The organism is Pseudonocardia nigra (assembly GCF_019396355.1).
Taxonomy (GTDB): Bacteria; Actinomycetota; Actinomycetes; order Mycobacteriales; family Pseudonocardiaceae; genus Pseudonocardia; species Pseudonocardia nigra.
In genome coordinates this window covers 32,048-55,391 of the sequence record NZ_JAHKRK010000008.1, presented here as the reverse complement: position 1 = coordinate 55,391, position 23,344 = coordinate 32,048, and the positions used below count along the sequence as shown (strand labels likewise).

At 73.8% G+C, this 23,344-nt stretch carries 24 protein-coding genes and 2 pseudogenes; 13 read left to right on the top strand and 13 right to left on the bottom strand.

Translation table 11 applies throughout. The features are described 5' to 3' along the window. Window positions 1–23: 23 nt before the first annotated feature. The gene (locus KME75_RS03860; protein WP_219413118.1) at window positions 24–779 is read right to left on the bottom strand and encodes a TrmH family RNA methyltransferase; all 756 of its coding nucleotides are present in this window, start codon (window positions 777–779) and stop codon (window positions 24–26) included. 22 nt (window positions 780–801) lie between these two features. Here KME75_RS03860 and KME75_RS03855 point away from each other — a divergent pair, with 22 nt between their 5' ends. Then, window positions 802–2,232 (top strand): WS/DGAT/MGAT family O-acyltransferase, encoded by a 1,431-nt coding sequence (locus KME75_RS03855; protein WP_219413117.1) that lies wholly within the window; start codon window positions 802–804, stop codon window positions 2,230–2,232. After that, entirely contained in the window at window positions 2,229–2,735 is a 507-nt protein-coding gene (locus KME75_RS03850; RefSeq protein ID WP_219413116.1) for a DUF6912 family protein, read from the top strand. The genes KME75_RS03855 and KME75_RS03850 overlap by 4 nt, the downstream gene beginning before the upstream one ends. A gap of 224 nt (window positions 2,736–2,959) precedes the next feature. On the opposite strand, the gene KME75_RS03845 is transcribed toward KME75_RS03850, so the two are convergent. The 4 genes from KME75_RS03845 to KME75_RS03830 are packed head-to-tail and all read right to left on the bottom strand — an operon-like array spanning window position 2,960 to window position 6,102. Beyond that, the gene (locus KME75_RS03845; protein WP_219413115.1) at window positions 2,960–3,361 is read right to left on the bottom strand and encodes a DUF1707 SHOCT-like domain-containing protein; all 402 of its coding nucleotides are present in this window, start codon (window positions 3,359–3,361) and stop codon (window positions 2,960–2,962) included. A 29-nt stretch (window positions 3,362–3,390) separates the two neighbouring features. Continuing rightward, window positions 3,391–4,380 (bottom strand): ribosome small subunit-dependent GTPase A, encoded by a 990-nt coding sequence (gene rsgA, locus KME75_RS03840; RefSeq protein WP_219413114.1) that lies wholly within the window; start codon window positions 4,378–4,380, stop codon window positions 3,391–3,393. A 4-nt stretch (window positions 4,381–4,384) separates the two neighbouring features. After that, window positions 4,385–5,674 (bottom strand): 3-phosphoshikimate 1-carboxyvinyltransferase, encoded by a 1,290-nt coding sequence (gene aroA / locus KME75_RS03835; RefSeq protein ID WP_246631416.1) that lies wholly within the window; start codon window positions 5,672–5,674, stop codon window positions 4,385–4,387. 29 nt (window positions 5,675–5,703) lie between these two features. Next, window positions 5,704–6,102, bottom strand: a complete 399-nt coding sequence (locus KME75_RS03830; protein ID WP_219413112.1) for a hypothetical protein — start codon at window positions 6,100–6,102, stop codon at window positions 5,704–5,706. 97 nt (window positions 6,103–6,199) lie between these two features. Here KME75_RS03830 and KME75_RS03825 point away from each other — a divergent pair, with 97 nt between their 5' ends. Then, window positions 6,200–6,994 (top strand): SOS response-associated peptidase, encoded by a 795-nt coding sequence (locus KME75_RS03825; RefSeq protein WP_219413111.1) that lies wholly within the window; start codon window positions 6,200–6,202, stop codon window positions 6,992–6,994. Beyond that, the gene (locus KME75_RS03820; RefSeq protein WP_219413110.1) at window positions 6,991–7,590 is read left to right on the top strand and encodes an alpha/beta hydrolase family protein; all 600 of its coding nucleotides are present in this window, start codon (window positions 6,991–6,993) and stop codon (window positions 7,588–7,590) included. The genes KME75_RS03825 and KME75_RS03820 overlap by 4 nt, the downstream gene beginning before the upstream one ends. A gap of 144 nt (window positions 7,591–7,734) precedes the next feature. On the opposite strand, the gene ybaK is transcribed toward KME75_RS03820, so the two are convergent. Beyond that, window positions 7,735–8,214: a Cys-tRNA(Pro) deacylase gene (gene ybaK / locus KME75_RS03815; protein WP_219413109.1), complete on the bottom strand. Its 480-nt coding sequence runs from the start codon at window positions 8,212–8,214 to the stop codon at window positions 7,735–7,737. A 215-nt stretch (window positions 8,215–8,429) separates the two neighbouring features. Between ybaK and KME75_RS03810 the strand changes: the two genes are divergently transcribed. Then, window positions 8,430–9,122, top strand: coding sequence for a sigma-70 family RNA polymerase sigma factor (locus KME75_RS03810; protein WP_308282534.1), 693 nt, complete (start codon window positions 8,430–8,432; stop codon window positions 9,120–9,122). After that, window positions 9,119–9,481 carry a mycothiol system anti-sigma-R factor gene (rsrA, locus tag KME75_RS03805; RefSeq protein WP_219413108.1) on the top strand — a complete coding sequence of 121 codons (363 nt, stop codon included), beginning with the start codon at window positions 9,119–9,121 and terminating at the stop codon, window positions 9,479–9,481. The genes KME75_RS03810 and rsrA overlap by 4 nt, the downstream gene beginning before the upstream one ends. A 60-nt stretch (window positions 9,482–9,541) precedes the next feature. On the opposite strand, the gene KME75_RS46585 is transcribed toward rsrA, so the two are convergent. Beyond that, entirely contained in the window at window positions 9,542–9,616 is a 75-nt protein-coding gene (locus tag KME75_RS46585) for a 50S ribosomal protein bL37 (protein WP_369805044.1), read from the bottom strand. A gap of 96 nt (window positions 9,617–9,712) precedes the next feature. On the opposite strand from KME75_RS46585, the gene KME75_RS03800 reads away from it, so the two are divergent. Then, a complete protein-coding gene (locus KME75_RS03800; protein WP_219413107.1) occupies window positions 9,713–11,230 on the top strand; it encodes a sensor histidine kinase in 1,518 nt (505 codons plus the stop codon). Window positions 11,231–11,398: 168 nt separating this feature from the next. Here KME75_RS03800 and KME75_RS03795 read toward each other — a convergent pair whose 3' ends face one another. Further along, window positions 11,399–11,650 (bottom strand): WhiB family transcriptional regulator, encoded by a 252-nt coding sequence (locus KME75_RS03795; RefSeq protein WP_075950692.1) that lies wholly within the window; start codon window positions 11,648–11,650, stop codon window positions 11,399–11,401. A gap of 586 nt (window positions 11,651–12,236) precedes the next feature. Here KME75_RS03795 and KME75_RS03790 point away from each other — a divergent pair. Next, the gene (locus tag KME75_RS03790; protein WP_219413106.1) at window positions 12,237–12,662 is read left to right on the top strand and encodes a hypothetical protein; all 426 of its coding nucleotides are present in this window, start codon (window positions 12,237–12,239) and stop codon (window positions 12,660–12,662) included. A 3-nt stretch (window positions 12,663–12,665) separates the two neighbouring features. On the opposite strand, the gene KME75_RS03785 is transcribed toward KME75_RS03790, so the two are convergent. From KME75_RS03785 to KME75_RS03770, 4 genes are all read right to left on the bottom strand, one after another. Further along, window positions 12,666–13,136 carry a GNAT family N-acetyltransferase gene (locus KME75_RS03785; RefSeq protein ID WP_219413105.1) on the bottom strand — a complete coding sequence of 157 codons (471 nt, stop codon included), beginning with the start codon at window positions 13,134–13,136 and terminating at the stop codon, window positions 12,666–12,668. A gap of 10 nt (window positions 13,137–13,146) precedes the next feature. Continuing rightward, window positions 13,147–13,746 (bottom strand): acid phosphatase, encoded by a 600-nt coding sequence (locus KME75_RS03780; protein WP_219413104.1) that lies wholly within the window; start codon window positions 13,744–13,746, stop codon window positions 13,147–13,149. 102 nt (window positions 13,747–13,848) lie between these two features. Beyond that, window positions 13,849–15,009, bottom strand: coding sequence for a hypothetical protein (locus KME75_RS03775; protein ID WP_219413103.1), 1,161 nt, complete (start codon window positions 15,007–15,009; stop codon window positions 13,849–13,851). Between the two features lie 158 nt (window positions 15,010–15,167). Beyond that, entirely contained in the window at window positions 15,168–16,124 is a 957-nt protein-coding gene (locus KME75_RS03770) for a D-2-hydroxyacid dehydrogenase family protein (RefSeq protein ID WP_219413102.1), read from the bottom strand. Window positions 16,125–16,381: 257 nt separating this feature from the next. On the opposite strand from KME75_RS03770, the pseudogene KME75_RS42570 reads away from it, so the two are divergent. After that, window positions 16,382–16,747, top strand: a pseudogene (locus tag KME75_RS42570) (sigma factor-like helix-turn-helix DNA-binding protein); the annotation flags it as partial. A gap of 113 nt (window positions 16,748–16,860) precedes the next feature. On the opposite strand, the gene sodN reads toward KME75_RS42570, so the two are convergent. Further along, window positions 16,861–17,277 carry a superoxide dismutase, Ni gene (gene sodN, locus KME75_RS03765; protein ID WP_246631403.1) on the bottom strand — a complete coding sequence of 139 codons (417 nt, stop codon included), beginning with the start codon at window positions 17,275–17,277 and terminating at the stop codon, window positions 16,861–16,863. Between the two features lie 84 nt (window positions 17,278–17,361). Here sodN and KME75_RS03760 point away from each other — a divergent pair, with 84 nt between their 5' ends. From KME75_RS03760 to KME75_RS03745, 4 genes and pseudogenes are all read left to right on the top strand, one after another. Then, window positions 17,362–17,664, top strand: coding sequence for a S26 family signal peptidase (locus KME75_RS03760; RefSeq protein WP_308282533.1), 303 nt, complete (start codon window positions 17,362–17,364; stop codon window positions 17,662–17,664). Between the two features lie 282 nt (window positions 17,665–17,946). Then, window positions 17,947–19,131 (top strand): annotated as a pseudogene (locus tag KME75_RS03755) (NAD(P)-dependent malic enzyme). A gap of 172 nt (window positions 19,132–19,303) precedes the next feature. Next, complete coding sequence (locus KME75_RS42565) at window positions 19,304–22,081, top strand: putative bifunctional diguanylate cyclase/phosphodiesterase (protein ID WP_219413100.1); 2,778 nt, start codon at window positions 19,304–19,306, stop codon at window positions 22,079–22,081. Window positions 22,082–22,191: 110 nt separating this feature from the next. Beyond that, window positions 22,192–23,310 (top strand): ABC transporter ATP-binding protein, encoded by a 1,119-nt coding sequence (locus KME75_RS03745; RefSeq protein ID WP_219413099.1) that lies wholly within the window; start codon window positions 22,192–22,194, stop codon window positions 23,308–23,310. Window positions 23,311–23,344 lie beyond the last annotated feature (34 nt).

The window sequence follows — 23,344 nt, the reverse complement described above, 5'->3', positions numbered from 1 at the left end:
ATGCAAGCTTGCACACACTGCAGTTATCCGCGCCTCCGGCGCAGCTCGAACGCCGCCACCGCGCCCGCGCTCGCGACGTTCAGCGACTCGACGCCCCCGGCCATCGGAATGGCCAGCACGGCGTCGAGCTCCGGGCGCACGGCGGCCGAGAGCCCGTCGGTCTCGTTGCCGAGCACCAGCGCGACGCGGGCCGGCAGCGCGGCGTCGAGCAGCGACTCGCCGCCCGCGTCCAGGCCGAACACCGCGAACCCGCCTGCGCGCAGCGTCGCGCAGCCCTCCTCGGCCGTGGCCGCGCGCAGTACCGGTGCCCGGAACGCCACCCCGGCCGAGGCCTTCACGACCAGCGGGTCGATCGCGGGCACGCCGCGGCGGGGGAGCAGCACCCCGTCGAGCCCGGCCGCGGTGGCGCTGCGCAGCAGCATGCCGACGTTGGCGGGATTGGTGACCCGGTCCAGCACGAGCACCGCGGCGGGCCCGTCGCCGAGCTCGTCGAGGAAGTCGGCGACCGGCGCCATCCGCGGGGCGACGACGTCGGCCAGCACGCCCTGGTCGTGGCGGCCGTTGCCGGCCAGCACCTTCACCCGGTGCGCCGACGCCCGCTGCACCTGGACCCCGCGGTCGCGGGCCGCAGCGAGGATCGCGCGCACCGGTTCGCCGCGCAGGCCCTCGGCCAGCACCACCTTGTCGACGCGGAGCGTGTGGTCGTCGAGTGCCTCCAGCACCGGCTTGCGGCCGTAGACGGTGATGAAGGTGTCCTTCGGGGACCGGGCTGATGACACGCCGTAAGCCTAGGATCGGCCCATGCCGCCCCGGCTCTCCGCCCTCGACGCCTCGTTCCTCTACCTGGAGCAGCCGACCACGCCGATGCACGTGGGCGCCGCTTCCGTCTTCCGGCGCCCGAAGGCGGGCTTCGACTACGACCGGCTGGTGGAGCTGATCGAGCAGCGCATCGCGCTGGTGCCCCGGTACCGGCAGAAGGTGCGGCACGTGCCGGGCAACCTCGCGCGGCCGGTGTGGATCGACGACACCGACTTCGACATCGCCTACCACGTCCGCCGGTCGGCGCTGCCGAAGCCGGGGTCGGACGCCCAGCTCACAGAGCTGGTGGCCCGGCTGATGTCCCGCCCGCTGGACCACACCCGGCCGCTGTGGGAGATGTACCTCGTCGAGGGGCTGGCGAGAGGCCGCTTCGCCGTGCTCACCAAGACCCACCAGGCGATGGTCGACGGCATCAGCGCGATCGACATCGGGCAGGTGATCCTCGACGTCGCCGGCCCGTCCGGCGACGGCGCCGAACCGGGACGCACAGCCTCCGAGCTGTGGATGCCGCGCCCGGAGCCCAGCGACGCACAGCTGCTGCTCGAGGCCGCTGCCGAGGCCGTCGCACGGCCGGGGGAGATCGTCGACAACGCCCGCTCGGCCGCGGGCGACGCGATGGCGACGATCGGCAAGATCGCCGGCGCCGCCGGCCAGCTGTTCTCCATCGCGCGCACCGCGAGCAGGCGGGCGCCCGGCACCCCGCTGAACGTGGACATCTCCACCCAGCGCCGCTTCGCGATCGCCCGCACGAAGCTGGAGGACTATCGCCGGGTCCGCGCGGCACACGGCTGCACGGTCAACGACGTCGTGCTCAGCGTCGTGTCGGGGGCCCTGCGCAACTGGCTGCTCTCCCGCGGCGAGCCGGTCACGTCGTCGTCGTCGGTGCGGGCGATGGTGCCGCTGTCGGTTCGCGGGGAGGCCGACGTCCCGAGCTCGGCCACCGGGGGCACGCTCGGCAACCGCGTGGCCTCGTTCCTCGTCGACCTGCCGGTCGGGGAGCCCAGCCCGGTGGTGCGCCTGCACCAGGTCGCGCACGCGATGCGCGAGCACACGGCATCGGGCCAGTCGGTGGGCGCCGCCACCCTGGTCCGGTTCGGCGGCTTCGCACCGCCTACGCTGCACGCCCTGGGCGCCCGCGCCGCGAGCGGCTTCTCGAAGCGGATCTTCAACTTGGTGGTGACGAACGTGCCAGGACCGCAGTTCCCGCTCTACGCCGCCGGGGCCCGGATGCTCGAGATGTTCCCGGTGGTGCCGCTGGCGAAGGGCCAGGCGCTCGCCATCGGGCTCACCTCCTACGACGGCGGGGTCTACTACGGCTTCAACGGCGACCGCGACGCGATGCCCGACGTCGACGTGCTCGCCGGCATGGTCGACGAGTCGCTCGACGAGCTGCTGGCGACGGTGAGTTCATGAGGATCTACGTACCTGCCACCTGGCCGATGCTGCGATCGATGGTGAAGAACGGCAGGCTCGACCCGATCGGGGGCACCGCGTTCGCGCTCACCCCCGGGCTGCGGGAGGCCTACACCAGCGGTGACGACGAGGAACTCGAGTACGCGGCCATGACCCAGGCCGCGCGGGCCTCGCTGCGGCTGCTGTCGGTCGAGTTCGGCCTCGGCGAGGACTCCACCCCGGCGCGGCGCGTCGTCGTGGCCGCCGACCTCGACGACGTGACGCTGCGCCCCGACCTCGACGACGGGGTCGTGCGGATCTCCGGGGGCGTGCCGATGGAGGCCGTGGCCGCGGTGCACGTCGACGTCGACGAGGCCGAGTACGCGGTCCGGCAGGCCGCCGGGGCCGTCGACGCGGCGGACATGGGAGACCTGGACGCGGAGTTCCTCGTCGGCGAGGCGGAGGACCACGAGCTGGCCTGGTACGACCCGTCCGAGGTGGCGTTCCTGGTGGAGCTCGGCTAGCGGCCCGCGCTCGCCTCGTGCCCCCCGTCTCGGCCCATGCGCCCCGTCGACGGGGTGCCTCGGCCGAGAAAGGGTGCATCGGCGGAGAAGGGGTGCGTCGGCGGAACGCGGTGCGCGGGCGGCGCCTCGGTCGACGCACCCCATTTCGGCTCGTGCGCCCCGTCGACGGGGTGCCTCGGCCGAGAAGGGGTGCTTCGGCGAGGAGGGGCGCCGGCCGGCCGCCGTTACTGGTTCCCGCGCCTGGCCATCGAGACGAGCACCCAGGCGAGCGGGACCAGCAGGAAGACGACCCAGTGCCGGACGACGAGGAACAGCAGGACCGCCACGACCGGCGCGAAGGTCATGAGGCGCGGACCGTACTGGTCGAGGAAGCCGCTGCCCGGTCGCGGCTCGACGGCCGCGGTGGGCGGCACCGCGGGGCCGCCCGGCAGCTCGGGGTGGGGGTCGGGCAGGTCGGTGAACAGCGGCCACAGCTCCGAGGCGAAGGCGGCGTTCGCGGCCACGGCGGACCGGTTGCCGTACTCCTCGACGTCGAGTCTGCCCGCCGCGAGGTGCTCGTCGAGCGCCTGCATCGCCGCGGTGCGCTCCGCCGTGCCGATGCGCACCTGCGATGGCTCGTCACCCATGGCGGTCAGCGTAGTCAGCGCGCGTGTGGTCAGCGCAGGGCGACCAGCACCCGGCGCAGCGCGTCGAGCCTGCCTGGGCGCAGCAGCCCGGCGGCGACCCGCTCGTCGAGGGCGCACTCCGGATCGGCAGGCGGACCGAGGTGCCCGCACCCCCGGGGGCAGTCCTCGATCGCTGTGGCGAGGTCGTCGAACGCGGCGATGACGTCGGTGGCGGTGACGTGGGCGAGCCCGAACGACCGGACGCCGGGGGTGTCGACCACCCAACCGCCGTCCGGCAGCGCCAGCGCGATCGCCGCGGTGGTGGTGTGCCGCCCCTTCCCGACCGCCGACACGGCTCCGACGGCCCGCTCCGCGTCGGGCACGAGCGCGTTGACGAGCGTGGACTTGCCCACGCCCGAGTGCCCGACGAGCGCCGACACCCGGCCCGTCAGCGTGTCGGCGAGCGCGTCGAGCGGGCGGTCGCGCCCGGTGACCAGCACCGGCAGGTCGAGCTCGGCGTACTGGGCGGCGAAGGGCTCCGGGTCGGTCAGGTCGGCCTTCGTGAGGCACAGGACCGGTGCCAGGCCGCCGGCGTAGGCGGCCACCAGGCACCGGTCCACGAACCCGCTGCGCGGCGGCGGGTCGGCGACGGCGGTGACGATCACGAGCTGCTCGGCGTTGGCGACGACGACGCGCTCGTACGGGTCGGTGTCGTCGGCCGTGCGGCGCAGCACGGACGTGCGTTCCTCGACGCGCACGATCCGGGCGAGGGTGTCGGTGGCGCCGGACAGGTCCCCGACCAGGCCCACCCGGTCGCCGACGACGATGGGTGTGCGTCCCAGCTCCCGCGCGCGCATGGCGGTGATGCGGGGCCTTGTGGCGTCGGCGTCGACGGCGCAGGTCCAGCGCCCGCGGTCGACGACGGTGACCATGGCCTCGGTGGCGTCGGCGTGTTCGGGCCGCCGTTTGCTGCGCGGCCGCGACCCCCGCCGTCCCGGCCGGACCCGGACGTCGGACTCGTCGTACTCGCGGCGCTTCACGGGATCAGCGCCCGAGCAGTGCCGCCCACCGATCCGGGAAATCGGGGATCGTCTTGTCGGTGCACGTGATGTCGTCCACCGCGACACCGGGTACGACGAGCCCCAGCAGCGCACCGGCCGTGGCCATCCGGTGGTCGGCGTAGGCGCCCCACGGCCGGTCCGGGCGGGCGGAGAGGGCGGCCGGGCGGATCTCCAGCCCGTCCGGGGTCTCCGTGACGGCGCCCCCGAGCGCGGTGATCTCGGTGGCGAGCGCCGCGATCCGGTCGGTCTCGTGCCCGCGGATGTGGGCGACCCCGCGGATCCGGGACGGTCCGGTCGCCAGGGCCGCGAGCGCGGCGACGGTGGGCGTCAGCTCGCTGGCGTCGTGCAGGTCGACGTCGACGCCTGCGAGCGCGTCCGGGCCGCGCACCGTCATCCCGTCCGGGCCGGGGGCAACGGTGCACCCGGCCTCCGCCAGCACCGACAGGATCTTCGCGCCGGGCTGGGTGGAGTCCTGCGGCCAGCCGAGCACCGTCACCTCGCCGCCGGTGATGGCGGCCGCGGCGAGGAACACCGCGGCGTTGGACAGGTCGGGTTCCACGGCCCAGTCGCGCGCGGCGATCCGGCCGGGCGCGACCCGCCACGTGTCGGGCTCGCTGTCGTCGACCTCGACGCCCGCGGCGCGCAGCATGTCCACCGACATCGCGATGTGCGGCAGCGACGGCACAGGCTTGCCGTCGTGGTGCACGGTGACGCCCTTGTCGTAGCGGGCCCCCGACAGCAGCAGCCCGGACACGAACTGCGACGACGCCGACGCGTCGATCACGACGTTGCCGCCGGGGACCGAGCCGGTGCCGTGCAGGGTGAACGGCAGCCGCTCCCCGTCCACCCCCGCGCCGAGGGCCCGCAGGGCGTCGAGCACGGTGGCCATCGGCCGCTCCCGGGCGCGCGGGTCACCGTCGAAGGCGACGGGGCCGTCGGCCAGCACGGCCGCGGGCGGGACGAACCGCATGACCGTGCCGGCGAGGCCGCAGTCGACGGTGCCGCAGCCGCGCAGACCCTCGTGAGCGGAGAACGCGATCCGCTCGCCGTCCACCTCAATCGGGACGCCGAGCGCCCGCAGGGCGCCGACCATGAGCGCCGTGTCGCGGCTGGCGGGGGCGCCGGTGACCGTCGCGGCGCCGCCGGAGAGCGCGGCGAGCAGCAGCGCGCGGTTGGTGACGGACTTCGACCCCGGCGCGGTCACCCGGCCGCGGACGGGACCGGGGGCGAGCGGGGCGTTCCAGGGCGTCGGCACCCGCCTATGTTCCCGCATCACCACGGACGGGGTGCCGGCCGCCGCCGTCAGGAGGTGCCGGGGTCGGGTGCGTCGCGCAGCAGCGCGACGATCTGGGCCATCCCGGTGTGCACCATGCCGAAGCCCCGCTGCATCTCGGAGCGGAGCGACCCGATCTCCGCGTGCATCTCGGACCTGAGGCCGCCGACCTCCGAGCGCAGCTCGGCGCGCAGCTCGGCGATCTGCTGGCCCTGCTCGAGCTGGGTCTCCCGCAGCGCGTTCAACGCCTGCCGGTATGCGCGCAGCTCCGTTCGCACGTCCGAGACGTCCCGGTCGGCTCCCCCGGCGAGCACCCGGGCCGCCGCGGCATCGGCGCGCGAGACGGCGACGCCGTCCTTCAGCCGCCCGACCTCGTCCTCCAGCCGACGCACGCGCGCCTCGAGGGCGTCGTCCTCGGGTTCGGGCATGGCGCGATCGTAGCCGCCCGGTCCGCGGCCGCGGGCGGCTTCGACGAGATCGAGCGGGGCGTGTGCCGGGCGGGCTGTCGGCTGGAACGATGGGTGCATGTGTGGTCGATACGCCTCGATCAAGGCCCCGGCGGACCTCGCCGACGAGTTCCGCGCCGTCGACGCCACCGACGGTGCCGCGCGGGCGGACTACAACGTCGCGCCGACCAAACAGATCGTCACGGTCGTGCAGCGGCACCCGCGCGATGCGGACGGCAACCCCGACCCGGACACCACCGAGCGCACGCTGCGGATGGTGCGGTGGGGGCTGGTGCCGTCCTGGGCGAAGGACCCGAAGGCGGGCGCTCGCATGATCAACGCACGGTCGGAGTCGGCGGCGACGAAGCCCGCGTTCCGCCGGGCCCTGAACGCCCGGCGCTGCCTGATCCCGGCCGACGGCTGGTTCGAGTGGCAGCGCGGGGAGAACCACAAGCAGCCCTACTACACGCACTACGCCGACGGCAGCTCGCTGGCGATGGCCGGGCTGTGGGAGTACTGGAAGCCCAAGGACGACCCGGACAACCAGTACCCGGACGGGCTGGTCACGGCCACCGTGCTCACGGCGGAGGCGGTCGGCCCGCTGGCGCAGATCCACGACCGGATGCCGCTCGTGCTCCCGCCGTCGGCGTGGGACGCGTGGCTCGACCCGGACGCCCCCGCCGACGCGGACGCCGTCACCGCGCTGCTGCGGCCGCCGTCGGAGGACCTGGTGGCGCGCCTGGAGCTGCGCCCGGTGTCGCCGATGGTCAACAGCGTCCGCAACAACGGCCCGGAGCTGCTGGCCGAGCTGGCACCCGAGGAGGTCCGCGAGCCGCTGCAGCTCGACCTGCTGGCCGGTCCGAACCCGAAGTGAGCCCCTCGGAGCCCGCCGAGGTCGCCACGCCGCACGGGCCCGCGCGGATCACCGTGCACCGGGCCGCCGACGCGCGGGCCACCTTGCTGCTCGGGCACGGCGCGGGCGGTGGGGTCGGTGCGCCGGACCTCGTCGCCGCCACCGCCGCCGCGCTCGCCGCGGGCGTGCAGGTCGTCCTCGTCGAGCAGCCCTACCGGGTGGCCGGGCGGCGGGCGCCGGCCCCGGCCGCGCAGCTCGACGCCGCGTGGCTCGCCGTGGTGGCACACGTCCGGGCGGAGCTGCCGCTCCTCGTCGGGGGGCGCAGCTCGGGTGCACGAGTGGCCTGCCGGACCGCGGCCGACGCCGGCGCGTCCGGAGTGCTCTGCCTGGCGTTCCCGGTGCACCCGCCGGGCAAGCCGGAGAAGGACCGGCTGCACGAGCTGGCGATGCCGAGCGTCCCGGTGCTCGTCGTGCAGGGGGAGACAGACCCGTTCGGCCGCCCGGAGCCGGCCCCGGGGCGGGAGGTCGTGCTGCTGCGCGGCGACCACAGCCTCAAGTCCGACGCGCCCGGCCTGCGCGCGGCGGTGACCGACTGGCTGAGCCGGCTGGTCCCGTAACCCCGATCGCTGGTGACCCAGCGCGACGTCCCACCCGGCCCCGAGTTGCAGCATGGTGGCGTTACTGTCACTGGACGGCAGCAAAGCCACCATGCTGTCACCGGGGGTGGGCGGCGGGGCGCCACGGTCCGTGGCTGTGCGCCGTCAGCCTGCCCCGGCGATCGGGGCGAGCCGGCCGCCGGCGAGCTGCACCAGGTCGGCGGGCGCCAGCTCGATCTCCAGGCCCCGCCGCCCGCCGCTGCAGAAGATCGTCTCCCACTGCTCGGCCGAAGCGTCCAGCACGGTCGGCAACCGCTTGCGCTGACCCAGCGGCGAGATCCCGCCCGCCACGTAGCCGGTGGCACGCTCGGCCGCCGCGACCTCGGCCATCTTCGCCCGCTTGCCGCCCACCGCAGCGGCCAGCGCCTTCAGGTCGAGGGTCGCCGACACCGGCACGATCCCGACCGTGAGCACGCCGTCGACCTCGGCGACGAGGGTCTTGAACACCCGCGCCGGGTCCAGCCCTAGCAGCTCGGCGGCCTCCGGACCGTAGGCCTGGCCGTCGCCGTGCGCGTAGCTGTGCAGCCGGTGCGCGACCCCCCGCTTCGCCAGCAGCGCCGTCGCCGGTGTCCCCTTGCCTGCCACGCGCGCACGGTATCCGCCGGGGAATCCCGGGCGGGCCGCGGGCGTTGGTGCCCCACGTGACGCAAGCACTGATGGAAGCGCCGCGGCCGGCGGACGAGCTGCGTCCGACGGGCCGGACCCGGGCGGGGCGCGTAGGCTCCACTCGTCATCCGGCCGCCCCAGCGGTGGCCGTCCCCGAGGCCGCGGGTCCCGCGGTCCGGCGTGAGAGGAGCGCGGTGCCGGGCACCGAGCAGGCGGCCGACGCGGCAGCGAGCGAGACGAACGAGGAGACGACGAGCACCGACGGGCGTGGCCCCGGTGCCGAGCAGGACACCCAGGAGCAGGAGACCGCGGAGGAGCGCGCCGCCCGGTTCGAGCGCGACGCGATGCCCCTGATCGACCAGCTCTACGGCGCCGCCCTGCGGATGACCCGCAACCCGGCCGACGCCGAGGACCTGGTGCAGGAGACCTACCTGAAGGCCTACTCGGCGTTCCGGACCTTCCGGGCCGGCACCAACCTCAAGGCCTGGCTGTACCGGATCCTCACCAACACCTACATCAACGGTTACCGGAAGCGGCAGCGCCAGCCCATGCAGGCGCCCACCGAGGAGATCACCGACTGGCAGATCGCGCAGGCGGGCGAGCACACCTCGCAGGGGCTGCCGTCGGCCGAGATGGAGGCGCTCGACCGGCTTCCGGACAACGACGTGAAGGCGGCGCTGCAGCAGCTGCCCGACGACTTCCGGATGGCCGTCTACCTCGCCGACGTCGAGGGCTTCGCCTACAAGGAGATCGCCGACATCATGGGCACCCCGATCGGCACCGTGATGTCCCGGCTGCACCGGGGCAGGCGCCAGCTGCGCGAGATGCTCACCGACACCGCCCGTGATCGCGGGTTCCTGCGGGGACAGCAGGAGGTCAACTCATGAGCTGCGGCAACCACCACGACACCGACTGTTCGGAGGTGCTCGCGGAGGTGTGGCTGTTCCTCGACCACGAGTGCGACGAGTCGCGCCGCGCGCTGCTCGCCCAGCACCTGGACGAGTGCGGGCCGTGCCTGGCCGAGTACGGCCTCGACGAGAAGCTGAAGAAGCTGCTCGCCGCGAAGTGCGGCGGGGAGCACGCTCCGACGGGGCTGAAGGACCGGCTGCGTCAGCAGATCCGGGTGGCCGTGCTGGAGCAGGCCGAGGTGACGGTGGAGGAGGGCCCGGAGGGCACCACCACCACGACGGTCGAGGTGCGCAGCACGCGTATCGAGCAGAGCGTGCGGAGCGAGCCGCAGGCCTGAACCGCGGCCGCGCCGCGCGGGCTCACGCGCCGGGGCCGACGACCCCGGCGCGTGCACGGCTCACGTGTTGGGCTTCTTGCCGTGGTTCGCGCCCTTCTTGTTCCGGTCGCGGCGCTTGCGTGCGCGCTTGGACATGCCTGCCTCCTCGCTCGGTCCGGGTTCGTCCGGGGACTGCCCCGAGTCTCCCACGTGGTTGGATGAGCCCCGCATCGACCGGGAGGCCCCAGGAGAATGTCCACCCTCAGTGAGCTGCTCGCGGAGCACACGCACCTGCCGGGCGACGCCGTCGAGCACCTGCAGCGCGTCGTCGCCGAGTGGCAGCTGCTCGCCGACATGTCGTTCGCGGACTTCCTGCTGTGGGTGCCGCTGGGCGGCGAGCCGGCCGCCGACGGCACGGGCATCCCGTCGCTCGACAGCGAGTTCCTGTGCGTGGCCCAGGCCCGTCCCACCACCGCCCCCACCGCGCACCCCGAGGACGTGGTGGCGGCGCGCGTGACCGCTGCCGACAACCCGCAGCTGCGCCGCGCGGTCGTCGAGGGCCGGATCTGCCGCGAGGAGAACCCGCGCTGGCACCTGGAGGTGCCGGTCCGCCGCGAGACCATCCCCGTGCGGTACGGCCGCTCGGTGGTGGCGGTGCTGTCGCGAGACGCGAACCTGGCGATGCCGCGCGTCCCCAGCCCGTTGGAGATCGCCTATCTCGGCAGCGCGTCCGATCTGTGCCAGATGGTGGCGGACGGCACGTTCCCGCCGAGCGCCGAGGCCGTGGGGGCGGTGACGAGCCCGCGCGCCGGCGACGGCCTCATCCGGCTCGACACCCACGGCCTCGTGGCCTACGCGAGCCCGAACGCGCTGTCGGCCTACCACCGCATGGGGCACGCGAGCGACCTCGTGGGGCTCCAGCTGGCCGACGTCATGCGGGAGCTCGTGCAGGACCCCTTCGACGCCGCCGAGCTGGCCGCCCGGATCAGGTCCGCGCTCGACGGCGAGCACTCCGTCCGCATGGAGGTGCGTGCCCGCGGTGCCGTCATGCTCGTGCGGGCCCTGCCGCTGCGGCCGCGCGGTGACGCGGCGGGCGCGCTCGTGCTCGTGCGCGACGTCACCGATCTGCGCCGACGCGACATGGCTCTGCTGTCGAAGGACGCGACGATCCGGGAGATCCACCACCGGGTCAAGAACAACCTCCAGACGGTGGCTGCGCTGCTGCGCCTGCAGGCCCGGCGCACGGCCATCCCGGAGGCGAGCCTGGCGCTCGCGGAGAGCGTCCGGCGGGTGAACTCGATCGCGCTGGTGCACGAGGCGCTGTCGGTCTCGGTGGCCGAGCGGGTGGACCTCGACGAGCTCGTCGACAAGGTGTTGCCGGCCATCGGCGACGGCGCGATCGCGGAGTCCAGGGCAAAGGTGCGCCGGGAGGGCAGCTTCGGCACGCTGCCCGCCGCACTGGCGACGCCGCTGGTGCTCGTGCTCACCGAGCTGGTGCACAACGCGCTGGCGCACGCGTTCGACCCGACCTGTGCGGGTGAGGGCGAGGTGGTGGTGTCGGCGCGGCGGTCGGCCGCCACCCTCGACGTGGTGATCGCCGACGACGGCTGCGGGATCCCCGAGGGGTTCGACGTGGAGCGCTCCGACGGCCTCGGCCTGCAGATCGTGCGCACGCTGCTGGAGTCGGAGCTCGACTCCGGGCTGCAGCTGCGGCCGCGGGACGGGGGCGGAACGGAGGCCGTCATCAGGCTTCCGCTGCGGGGGCGTTAACCTGTTGTTCGTGGTCGACGGTCCGATTGCGTGGTCGCCGCGTGGTCCGTTGATCCTCCCCCGGAGCTGCCCCCTCGCGCGCCCGGTGGAACGACCGCGGGCCCGGAGCCGGGTGCAGTCCGGCTTCCGGGCCCGTGGTGGGGGATGCGAGAAGATGCTGCGGGGAGATCAGGCCGTACGTGCGCGCGTGCGCGCGTTGCGGCGCTTGAGGGCCCGCCGCTCGTCCTCGCTCATGCCGCCCCAGACGCCTGCATCCTGGCCGCTCTCGAGTGCCCAGGTGAGGCACTCGGTGACCACGGGGCAGCGCCGGCAGACGGTCTTGGCCTCGGCGATCTGCAGCAGCGCAGGACCGCTCGTCCCCACGGGGAAGAACAGCTCGGGGTCCTCGTCGCGGCAGATAGCGCGGTGACGCCAATCCATGGTCTCTCGGCTCCTTGTACTCGCGCGATCGGGGTCGCGCCGATCGTCTGTCACGGTGTTTCCGCGCTTGTGAATACTTTCACGAGCGCGCTCGATCTTCAAGGGTCAAGGTCCACCCAGGTGAGTGCTCTCACCCACTCATCGCAACGACGCCCGACACGATGGGTTACTGCTCGTGTTCTCGTTGTCGCGTCGCCGTGACGATGAGCGATGGATCTCGGCCCGCCCACCAGCTCCGGTTACCCCGGCTTCCGGCAGACCATGCGAGGGAGTTCCCCCGCGATCGCTCGCTTGTCCATGACCACCTTGGGCCACCGTTTGTCCTGGTGCGAGCCCTTATCGGCTGGACGGTCCACAAGCATCGGTGAATGGACACATTTGGTCACTCAGCGGAGTGAAGGAACGCGTTCCGCTGCGACGAACTGCGCCTCTGACACGACGACCCGTAGCGCGCCGAACACGCCTCGGAACCGTGACGGTGACCGATCTCCGCAGTGGCCGTGCGCCGGCCGCACCAGGAAACAACGGCGTGCAGTGGCGGGGCATTCCACGTCGCCGCCGCTCGCTGCGGGCATATCCTCGCCCCGTGACCTCTGAGGAACGGGCGGACGGGGCCGCCGGTCCGCCGCCGCAGATCAAGGTGGCCGGTGCGCTGGTCGGCGCGCAGGCGCTGCTCGGGATCGGGTTCGCGGTGGTGCTGGCGCTGCGCTCGCCGTCGGCCGATCTGGGCATCGGCAACACCCTCGGCGAGGCCGCCTACTTCCTCGTGATCGGCGCCGCGCTGCTCGCCGTCGGGATCGGGCTGGTCACCGGCCACCGGTGGGCGCGCACGCCGGCGATCGTGGCGCAGCTGCTCCTGCTGCCGGTCGTCTACTCGCTGCTCGGCCCGTCCCGCCAGCTGCTGCTCGGGATCCTCGCGGGCGCGCTCGTGATCAGCACGTTCCTCCTGCTGATCAGCGAGCGGTCGCGGCAGTGGTCGATGGGGCTGGACGCCGGAGACCCCCCGCGCTGACGCTCACCCGTGGGCCAGCGCGGCGAGCGCGTCCCCGTCGAGGCGGAACGTCGTCCACTCGTCCATCCCCACGGCGCCGAGCGCGCGGTAGAACGCGATCGAGGGCTCGTTCCAGTCCAGCACCGACCACTCCAGGCGGCCGTAGCCCCGCTCGGCGCAGACGGCCGCCAACGTGGCCAGCAGGGCCCGCCCGAGCCCGCGGCCGCGATGCGCCGGCCGGACGTAGAGGTCCTCCAGGTACACCCCGTGCACCCCACGCCACGTCGAGAAGTTGAGGAACCACAACGCGCAGCCCACGACCTCGCCGTCGACCTCGGCCACGTGCCCGAACAGCGCGGGCCCCGCCCCGAAGAGGGCGCCGGCGAGCTGGTGCTCGGCCAGGTGGCAGGAGTCGGGCTCGCGCTCGTAGGCGGCGAGCTCGTGCACGAGCGTGACGACGGCGGGCACGTCGCCCGGCTCGATCGGACGGATCACGGGCGGGACGCTACCCAAGCTCCATGGGGCGGACGTTCACGTGGTCGAGCCGCGGAACGCCGCGCTCGTCGCCCAGCACGGCCCAGGAGGCCGCCTCCATCGCGAACCGGACGCCCTCCGTGGCGGGCAGCCCGATCCAGCGTGCGATCAGCACGCGGCTGAAGTGGCCGTGCCCGACGAGTACGACGTCGCCGCCGCCGAGCGCCGTGCGCACGTCGGCGAGCAGGTCGTCGGCGCGGCGGGCCACCTCGTCGGGCGTCTCGCCGCCGGGACAGGTGTGGGTCCAGACCGTCCACCCCGGCACGGTCTCCCGGATCTCGGGAGTGGTGCGGCCCTCCGCCTCGCCGTAGTCCCACTCGGCGAGCCGTTCGTCGACGCGGTCGATCCGCAGCCCGGCGAGCTCGGCGGTGTCACGGGCGCGGCCGCGCGGGCTGGTGAGCACCAGCGCAGGCGGGTCGTCGCCGCGCAGCGTCCGCCCGAGCTCGCCCGCGGCCACGGCGAGTCTGCGCCCGCGTTCGGTGAGCGGGATGTCGCTGCGGCCGGTGTGCTTCCCCGAGGCCGACCACTCGGTCTCGCCGTGCCGCAGGAGGAACACGCGCCCGACCGTCATGATCGCGAGGCTAACGCCCGGGCTGCCGAGTTGCAGCAAAGCCACTTTCCCGCCACGGCGTTGCGTGAAAGTGGCTTTGCTGCATCAGCGCCGGGTGCGTGGTCAGCCGACCGGCGTGGTGACCCGCTCGAACGGTGTGGGGGCCTGGCCGGTCCAGCGGTAGAGGTAGACGTCGGCGTCCTGTTTGGCGACGCCGTCCTGCTCCACGCGCTTGCCCTCGGCCACGTAGAAGTAGCCGTTGTCGAGCGAGACGATGCCGTAGTTGCCGTGGAACTCCCACCCGTAGGTGCCCGAGGCCGGATCGTGCAGGCCGGCGGGCAGCAGGCTCAGCAGCGTGCCCCGCTCCGGCGCCGGCTGACCGACGATCTCCCCCTCGGCGGGCGCAGCGGCCCCGTCCACGACGAAGAACGAGTAGTTCGGGAACTCCGGCTTCTTGCCCTCGTAGACGGCCATCAGCCAGTGCCCCTGGTGGGCGTCGTACTCGAGGTTCTGCACCCCGTAGGTGGTGTTCCCGGTGCGGAGGAAGTACTTCCCGTCGTACTCGGCAGGCCCGCTGCGGTGCGGCGCCGACTGGCGCAGCGGCCGCTCGTACTTGTGCCACTGCGACACGTCGTACTCGAGGACGACCTGGTGGTCGTTGTCGGTCCGCTCAGTGTTCGAGTAGACGCCGTAGGCGACCATGAGGTTCGCCTTGCCGTTCTTCTTGCCGAAGGTCGGGCCGAACGCGACCCCGTCGATACCGCTGCTGCCGTAGCGGTGGTCGGGGGTGTTCGCGGTGTCGCCGTCGAAGACGCCGTTGCCGTCCATGTCCGCGGTGAAGTCCTCGACGACCTCCTCGAGGTGGACGGTCGTCATGATGCCGTCGGTCTCGGCGCGCATTCCCGCCCGGTCGATCCGGTCGACGTCGAAGATCGCGATGTAGAAGGCCTCCTGCGCCTTGTACTCCAGCGACCCGTAGACCCGCCCGTCGCGGGGGTTGAGATCGAGGTCGCCCAGGTGCCCGGTCAGGCCCTCGACGGTGCCGACGACGTTTCCGGCGAGGTCGGTCTTCACCAGGATCTGGGTGAACGACCAGTACATGTAGCCGTTCTTCGCATCGACCGCGACGCCCTGCACGTGGCTGGTCGGCCAGGCGCCACCGTGGATGTGCAGCGGCATCCGGTCCATGTCCACGGGCGGTGCGGCGGCCGCGGCCGGGGTGGTCACGGCGAGCGCCGCGGCGGCGAGTGCGGCGCCGAGCGCCGCGAGCACGGACTTCCTCACAGTCATCCTTTCGGAGGGGACGTGGGGCGCAGTGCGGCAGGGAGTGACGCACCGCACGCGCAACGTGGCCATCGTCCCACTATCGAGTGAGAATATCTATGCAAGGAGTGTGAGTATGTGAAGTGTTCATCCCGGGTCCGTGCGCCCGTCAACCGGTGTCAGGGCTCCAGCACGCGGACCGGGGAACCGGCGAGGAAGGCGCGGACGTCCTCGGCCACGTCGGTGAAGTACTCCCGGTACGACTCGACGCTGACGTAACCGGTGTGCGGGGAGAGCACGGTGTTCGGGGCGCGCCGCAGCGGGTGGTCGAGCGGCAGCGGCTCGACGTCGTAGACGTCCAGCGCGGCCCCGCCGATCCGGTGCTGCCGCAGTGCGTCCAGCAGCGCGGCCTCGTTCACGATCGGCCCGCGCGAGGTGTTGACCAGCAGCGCGGTCGGCTTCATCAGCGCGAACTCGGGCGCGGCGATCGTGTCGACGGACCGGGCGGACAGCTTCAGGTGCACGCTGACGACGTCGGCGTCGGCGAAGAACGCGTCGTGCTCCAACCGCTCGACGCCGACCTCCGCCGCGCGGGCGTCGGTGAGGTTGCGGCTCCACGCCGTCACCCGCATGCCCAGCGCGCGGGCGACGGGCACCATCGCGGCGCCGAGGTTGCCCAGCCCGACCAGCCCCAGGGTCCGGCCGGCCAGCACGGTGCCGAGCCCGAGCTGCCAGCCGCCCGCCCGGACCGCTGCGTCCTGCGCCGGGATCCGGCGGGCGAGCGCGAGCAGCAGCGCCCAGGTGTGCTCAGTGGTCGAGGCGCGCCCGGTGCCGGCCCCGGTGCCGCAGACGGGGATGCCCCGGGCCTGCGCCGCCGCGACGTCGATCGCGTCGTTCCGCATCCCGGTGGTGATCAGCAGCCGGAGGCCGGGCAGCCCGGCGAGGACCTCCGCGGTGATCGGCGTCCGCTCCCGCATGCACACCACGGCGTCGAAGCCGGCGAGCCGCGCGACCAGCCGCGCCGGGTCCGCGACGTGGTCGGCGAACGCCACCGCCGCGACGCCGTCGGGCAGCTCCAGCAGGTCCAGGGCGACGTCCTGGTAGTCGTCGAGCAGGGCGAGGCGGAACGCGCTCACGCCGCGTCCACCGCCCCTCGTCGGCGGGTGCACGGCGCTGCGGCCGTCCGTGTGATGTCGCGTGATCCCGCCAAAGGCGTGCTCGTCGTTCGCACTGGCGTCCTTTCCCGCTCCGATGACGCGCCGACGCTATCCAGCCCGGGGTCGAGGTGTCGCCGCCGCAAGGTGGTGGAGCGCCTACGCCCGTCACGTCGGTCCGGTCGTGGGCGCGTCGCCGTGTCACATCCGATTCGTGGCCGGTGTCTCCATGCCGACTCGCCCATCTGGTCCGGATGGTCACCCCGCAGGCGCTGAACCGGCTCCGATTCGGCGCCCCGCCGCCGTCGAGGAGTACGTCGGGGAAGGGCTGCCCGAGCCGCTGCTCACCGGTCCCGATGTGGCCGAGGACGCCGAGCTCGCCGAGAACGTCTCGATCGCCATGCCCACCGTGCTGGAGGCCCTCGGTCCGGCCGAGCGGGCAGTTCGCGCTGCGCGAGGTGTTCGAGACGCCGTACCACGAGATCGCCGAGGTGATGGGCAGAACCCTGGCCGCGGTCCGGCAGATCGCCCACCCTGCTCGCGAGCACGTCGCGGCGCGGCGGCCGCGGATGCAGGTGGACCGAGCCCAGCAGCAGACAGCTGTCCGGAACGCTGCATCGGGCCGTGTGTGGGCCGTGGAAGACCACCCGACAACGAGAAGCGACGCTGACCGACGGATGAGGTCTCCGCTGGTCAGCGCCGCTTCCCCAGGTATCGGTCAGGAGGCCTGCTTGGTCTCCCAGAAGATCTTGTCGATCTGGGCGATGAGGTCGAGCAGCTCCTGGCCGGTGGCGGGGTCCATCGAGGACTTGGCGCCGCCTGCGCCGCCGCCCGCCTTCTTGGTGGCCTTGTTGAACAGCTCGTGCAGCTCCGGGTACTTCTCGAAGTGCGGGGGCTTGAAGTAGTCGGTCCACAGCACCCACAGGTGGTGCTTGACCAGGTCCGCGCGCTGCTCCTTGATCTGGATGGCCCGCGTGCGGAACTCCGGGTCCTCGTTGCCCTGGTACTTCTCCTGGATCGCCTTGACCGACTCGGCCTCGATCCGGGCCTGGGCCGGGTCGTACACGCCGCAGGGGAGGTCGCAGTGCGCGGTGGCCTCCAGCCGCGGGCGGAGAATGCGGGACAGCAGCCGCATGATTCCTCCCTGGATGGTGATCGTTCTGGCGGGCCCGACACTACTCTCGGGGCCGGGGCGCAGCAGGGTGGCGAGGGGGTTGGGGTGCGCTGGCGCAGGGTGGGCGTACGGGGGCCGTCGATGTCCCCGACGCTGCGGGACGGCGACGTCGTGCTGGTCCGGTTCGGCGCCGCGGTCGCTGCGGGCGACGTCGTGCTCGTCCGCTGGCCCGCCCGGCCCGGCCAGCTGTCGGTGAAGCGGGCCGTGCGTCCCGACGGGCCCGGCTGGTACGTGCACGGGGACAACTCGTTCGGGTCGACCGACTCCCGCGAGCTCGGCCCGGCCGAGGTCCTCGCGGTCGTGCGGTGGCGGCTCTGGCCGCGACCGGGCCGGCTGCGTGCACGCTGACGGGCGGCTGTTCCGCTGTGCCTTACGGCACGTTCCGGGTCTTGATCAAGGACGCTGCCGTCCCACTGGCTAGGATGCCCACGTACCCGACAGCCGAACCTCGTCGGCACGGGCCGCCTCATCCGGCGGCCCGCTCCGCGAGAGGCCGTCCGGCACCGCGAATCGGTTGACACCCGCGACCTCCGGTGCACGGCGAGCGAGCGCCCCTCGAAGGGGGGACGCCCCACCTGAGCACCCTGCGCGCCGCCCGTGCGCGTCGAGACGTGAGGAACGCGACAGAAGATGACGATGGTCCCCGAACGCACCCGCCCGGCCCCGACCCGGGAAGAGATCTTCGCCGCGCACGGCGGCGGCAAGCTCGCCACGGGACTCACGGCCCCGCTCGCCGACGCGCGCGACCTGGCGGTGGCCTACACCCCCGGCGTCGCCGAGGTCAGCCGGGCGATCGCGGCCGACCCGGCCCTCGCCGCCCGCTACACCTGGACGAACCGGCTGGTCGCCGTCGTGAGCGACGGCACCGCCGTGCTCGGGCTCGGCGACATCGGCCCCCGGGCGGCGCTGCCGGTGATGGAGGGCAAGTCGGCGCTGTTCAAGGTGTTCGGCGGGCTCGACTCGATCCCGATCGTGCTCGACACCACCGACGTCGACGAGATCGTCGAGACGCTGGTCCGGCTGCGCCCGAGCTTCGGGGCGGTCAACCTGTAGGACGTGGCGGCGCCGCGCTGCTTCGAGCTGGAGCGCAGGCTCGTCGAGGCGCTGGACTGCCCGGTCATGCACGACGACCAGCACGGCACGGCCATCGTGCTGCTCGCCGCCCTCCGTGGGGCGTGCGCCGTGCAGGGCCGGGAGCTGGCCGACCTGCGGATCGTCGTGTCCGGGGCCGGGGCGGCCGGGGTGGCGTGCGCCCGGATCCTGCTCGCGGCCGGGGCCTCGGACGTCACGGTCCTGGACTCCCGGGGCGTGCTCGTGCCCGGCAGGGCCGGGGTCACGGGGGAGAAGGCGCTGGTCGCCGGCGTCACCAACCCGCGCGGGATCAGCGGCGGGCCGGCCGAGGCGATGGCGGGCGCCGACGTGTTCGTCGGGCTGTCCGGCGCGCGGCTGGCCGAGGAGCTGCTCGAGCTCATGGCGCCGGAGGGGATCGTGTTCGCGCTCTCCAACCCGGACCCCGAGGTGCACCCCGAGGTCGCGGCCCGGCACGCCGCGATCGTCGCCACCGGGCGCAGCGACTTCCCGAACCAGATCAACAACGTGCTCGCCTTCCCCGGCGTCTTCCGCGGCGCGCTCGACGTCGGCGCGTGCCGCATCACCGAGAAGATGAAGCTCGCCGCGGCGGAGGCGATCTTCGCGGTTGCGCGGGACGACCTCGCGCCCGACCGGATCGTGCCGAGCCCGTTCGATCCGCGTGTCGCCACCGCCGTCGCATCCCGCGTGTCGGAGGCTGCCGCAACGGCCGTTGACGGGATGTGAGCGCGGACCCGAGTCCGGCCTGGGCGTTCTCCGGGCCGGGTGCCTGGCCGTCACGCTGCGTGCGTCACTCACTCGGGTCCGTGTAGGCCGATCGGGCATATCCCCCGGATCGTGCGGGGACAACCATCGTTGGGACGGGTGACGACGGACAGCACACGCTGGGAGACGCCCCGTGAACGAGCTCGGACATCGGTTCGGCGAAGGCGCGGCCGGAGAGCCGGAGACCGGGCCGGCCGGTGCCGATCGGGTGATCACCGACCCGGTGCGGCGGATGGACCTGCGGCGCTCCCGGCAGGCGGTGCTCGGCTCGGAGGTGCACCCGGAGGCGGCGCTGTTCGCGTCGCGGCTGGCGCGGGCGGTGGCCGAGCGTCCGCGGCCGGCGGCACCGGCTGACGACCCCGAGCCGCCGACCGACCCGCAGGCGCTGCCGGTGACCGGGCCCGGCACGGCCGGGGACGCGGTGGACGCGCAGGTCCTGCCCGCACTGCGCGACGCGGTGTTCGGTGCCGGGACCGTGCCGGCACCGGGCGGACCGGGGTCCGTGCCGCTGCCGGGCGCGCCCGCGCTCGTCTGCGACCGCTCCGACCGGGTGCTGCGGGTCAACGCCGCCCTGTTGCGGCTCGGCGGGTGGACCGACGCCGACGGCGCCGAGGCCGACGCCCAGGAGGGCCCGGTCGGGATGCGGCTGCCGCAGCTCGTCGTCGGACCCGACGCCGACGCGCGGCTGGTCCGGCCGGACGGGGCACTCGTGCGGGTCCGGCTGGTCCGGTGGGAGATGCCGGGCACCGAGCTGTCGGCCGCCGTGCTGGTCGAGCTGGACTGCGCGCCGGACCCCACGGTGAGCCGGCCGTCGGACCGCCGCTGGATCGAGGAGCTCGAGCGGCTGGCCAGGGTCGGCACCTGGGCGTTCGACCTGGCCACGGCCACCCTGCACCGCAGCGCGACGCTCGAGGAGCTGTACCGGTCGGTGGGGGTGGCACCGGACGGGGCGGGCTCGTCGCCGGTGGAGGGCGAGCAGGTGGCGCTGCTGTGCCAGGGCCTGCGGTCCGGTGCCCGGGTCGGCGATCACCACGTCGAGCTGCAGCTGCCGGGCGACCGGATGCTGAGCTGCCGCGCCGAGGTGGAACGCGCCGAGGACGGCACGCCCCTGCGCCTGGTCGGCGTCGTCCACGACGTCAGTGCCGAGCGGGTCGCGCAGCGGCGCGTGGAGCTGTCGGGCCAGCGCTTCGCCGACCTGATGGCGCTGGTCCCGGGCGGCGTTGCGCTGCTGGACGCCGGCGGACGGCTCGTCGACGCGAACGCGGGCCTGTGCGACCTGCTCGGGGTGCCGCTGGAGCGGCTGCGCGGCACGCCTGCGGCGGCGTTGTCGGCCGATGAGCTGCTGGTCGTCGACGCGACCGCCGACGGCGCGGCGCCCGAGGGCAGGCCGCTGCCCGGCTGGCTGCGTCCGGTGCCGCCCGGCGCCGGCCACGGCTACCGGATGGACGGCGTGCCGCTGCAACGCGGGGACGGCACGACCGTCTGGTGCGAGCTGGCGGTGTCGGCCACCTCCGCCGACGACGGCGGCTGGTTCTGGCTCGTCGTGTGCACCGACATCACCGAGCGGCGCCGGGCGGCCGAGCTGCTGCGCAGCGCGGGCACGGTGGACGAGCTGACCCGCCTGCCCAACCGCGCCGCGTGCCTGGCGATGGTGGACCGGCTGCTGGCGGGCCCGGGCCGCAATCGGGTGGCCGTCGTGTGCGGCGACCTCGACGACTTCGCCCGCGTGAACTCCTCCCTCGGCCACGACGCCGGCGACGACCTGCTGGTGACGCTGGCCGGGCGGCTGCAGCGGGAGCTGCCGGTGGGATGCACGGCTGCGCGCCTGTCGGGCGACGAGTTCGTGGTGATCTGCGCCGACCACGCCGAGGTCGGCGGTCCGGACCTGCTCGCCCGCATGGTCGCCGACCTGCTGCGCACCACGATCCCGGTGCACGGCCGATCGGTGCAGATGACGGCGTCGGTCGGGCTGGCCACCCCCGTCCCGACCGGCGAGGTGCGCGCCGCCGACCTGCTGCGGTTCGCGGAGGCCGCCATGCACGACGCGAAGCGCACGCAGTGCCGCGGCGGGATCGGGATGGCCACCGACGGGATCGTGAGCTCGGCCACGCGGGCCCTGGAGGTGGAGGCCGAGCTGCGCGCGGCGATCGCCACCGACGGGCTGGTGCTCGAGTACCAGCCCGTGGTCGGTCCCGACGGCACCGTGGTCTCCGCCGAGGCGCTGGTCCGCTGGCCGCACCCGGAGCGCGGGCTCATCCCGCCCGGCGACTTCCTGCCGGTCGCGCAGCGCAGCGGGCTGCTGCACGAGCTCGACCTGTGGGTGCTGCGCACGGCCGTGCGCGAGGCGGCGGCATGGCCCGAGCACCGCGGGCGCCGTCCCGCCGTCGCCGTGAACCTGGCAGGCCTGCTGCCGGGCGACGCCGATTTCCTGAGCGCGGTCACCGCCGCCGTCGCCGATGCCGGGCTGGCCTGGGACCAGCTCGTGCTGGAGCTGGTGGAGACCAGTCTCGTCGCCCTGCCGCCGCACGCGCTCGCCGCGATGGCCGAGCTGGTGGAGCGCGGCGTCCGGTTCGCCGTGGACGACTTCGGCACCGGCTACTCCTCGCTCGCGCGGCTCAAGGAGCTGCCGGCGCAGACCGTCAAGGTCGACCGGGCGTTCGTCACCGGGGTCGCCGACGAGCCGGCCGACTTCGCGGTGGCCCGCGCCGTGGTCGACATGGCCAGGGCGATGGGACGCACCACCGTGGCCGAGGGCGTGGAGACGGCCGAGCAGTTCCACGTGCTCCGCGGGATCGGCGTGGACGCCTACCAGGGGTGGCTCTTCGCCCGCCCGCTGCAGGCCGCCACCCTGCGCGACGTGCTGGGCGGGGGACGCCTGCCGACCCCGGCATCGGGCCTGCCGCCGGCGTGAACGCGGTCGCGGTCCGATCACATCGTTCGCGACTGTCGGTGCCACGGGATAGCCTCGCTGCTACTCGGCGACCGGCAAGGGGTCGTCGGTGAAACTCGGAGGTCTCCCGGATGATCGAGTTCCGGGGCGTGACCAAGCGCTTCCCCGACGGCACCGTGGCGGTCGATCACCTCGACCTCGTCGTGGACGCCGGGAAGATCACCGTCTTCGTCGGGCCGTCCGGCTGCGGCAAGACCACGTCGCTGCGGATGGTGAACCGCATGATCGAGCCCAGCGAGGGCACGATCACCGTCGACGGGCGCGACATCACGTCCACCGACGCCGCGCAGCTGCGCCGCGGCATGGGCTACGTCATTCAGCAGGCGGGGCTCTTCCCGCACCGCACGATCCTCGACAACGTCGCCACCGTGCCACTGCTGCTCGGCTGGAGCAAGGGCAAGGCGCGCAAGCGGGCCGCCGAGCTGATGGAGATCGTCGGCCTCGCGCCCGAGATGGCGCAGCGCTACCCGTCGCAGCTGTCCGGCGGGCAGCAGCAGCGCGTCGGCGTGGCCCGCGCGCTGGCCGCCGACCCGCCGATCCTGCTCATGGACGAGCCGTTCAGCGCCGTCGACCCGGTGGTGCGCGAGAGCCTGCAGGACGAGCTCCTGCGGCTGCAGTCCGAGCTGGGCAAGACGATCGTGTTCGTCACGCATGACATCGACGAGGCGGTCAAGCTCGGCGACAAGGTCGCCGTCCTGCAGGTGGGGGGTGTGCTCGCGCAGTACGACGAGCCGGGCACCCTGCTCGCCCGGCCGGCCAACGACTTCGTCGACGGCTTCGTCGGGCGCGACCGCGGTTACCGCGGGCTGGGCTTCCGGTCCGCCGACGGGCTCCCGCTCGGCGACCTCCCCACGGTGCGGCTCGGCGCGGTGCTGGCCGAGGCGCGTACGACGGCGGAGCAGGGGTGGGTGCTCGTGGTCGACGAGGAGCACAAGCCGCTCGGGTGGCTGTCGGTCCACGATCCGCTCCCTGCCGACGACCGTCCGATCGGTACCGACGACCTCGTTCCCGGTGAGTCGCTCTACGACGTGAGCTCCGGTTCCCTGCGGGGGGCGCTGGACGCCGCGCTGTCGTCGCCCTCCGGTCTCGGAGTGGCCGTCGACGACCGGGGCGTCGCCGTCGGGTCCGTCTCGGCCACCGACGTCCTCGCGGTCCTGGACGCCGCACGGGAGCACGAGGCGGCTGCGTGATCTGGAGCTGGATCCCCGCCAACGCGGACCGGAT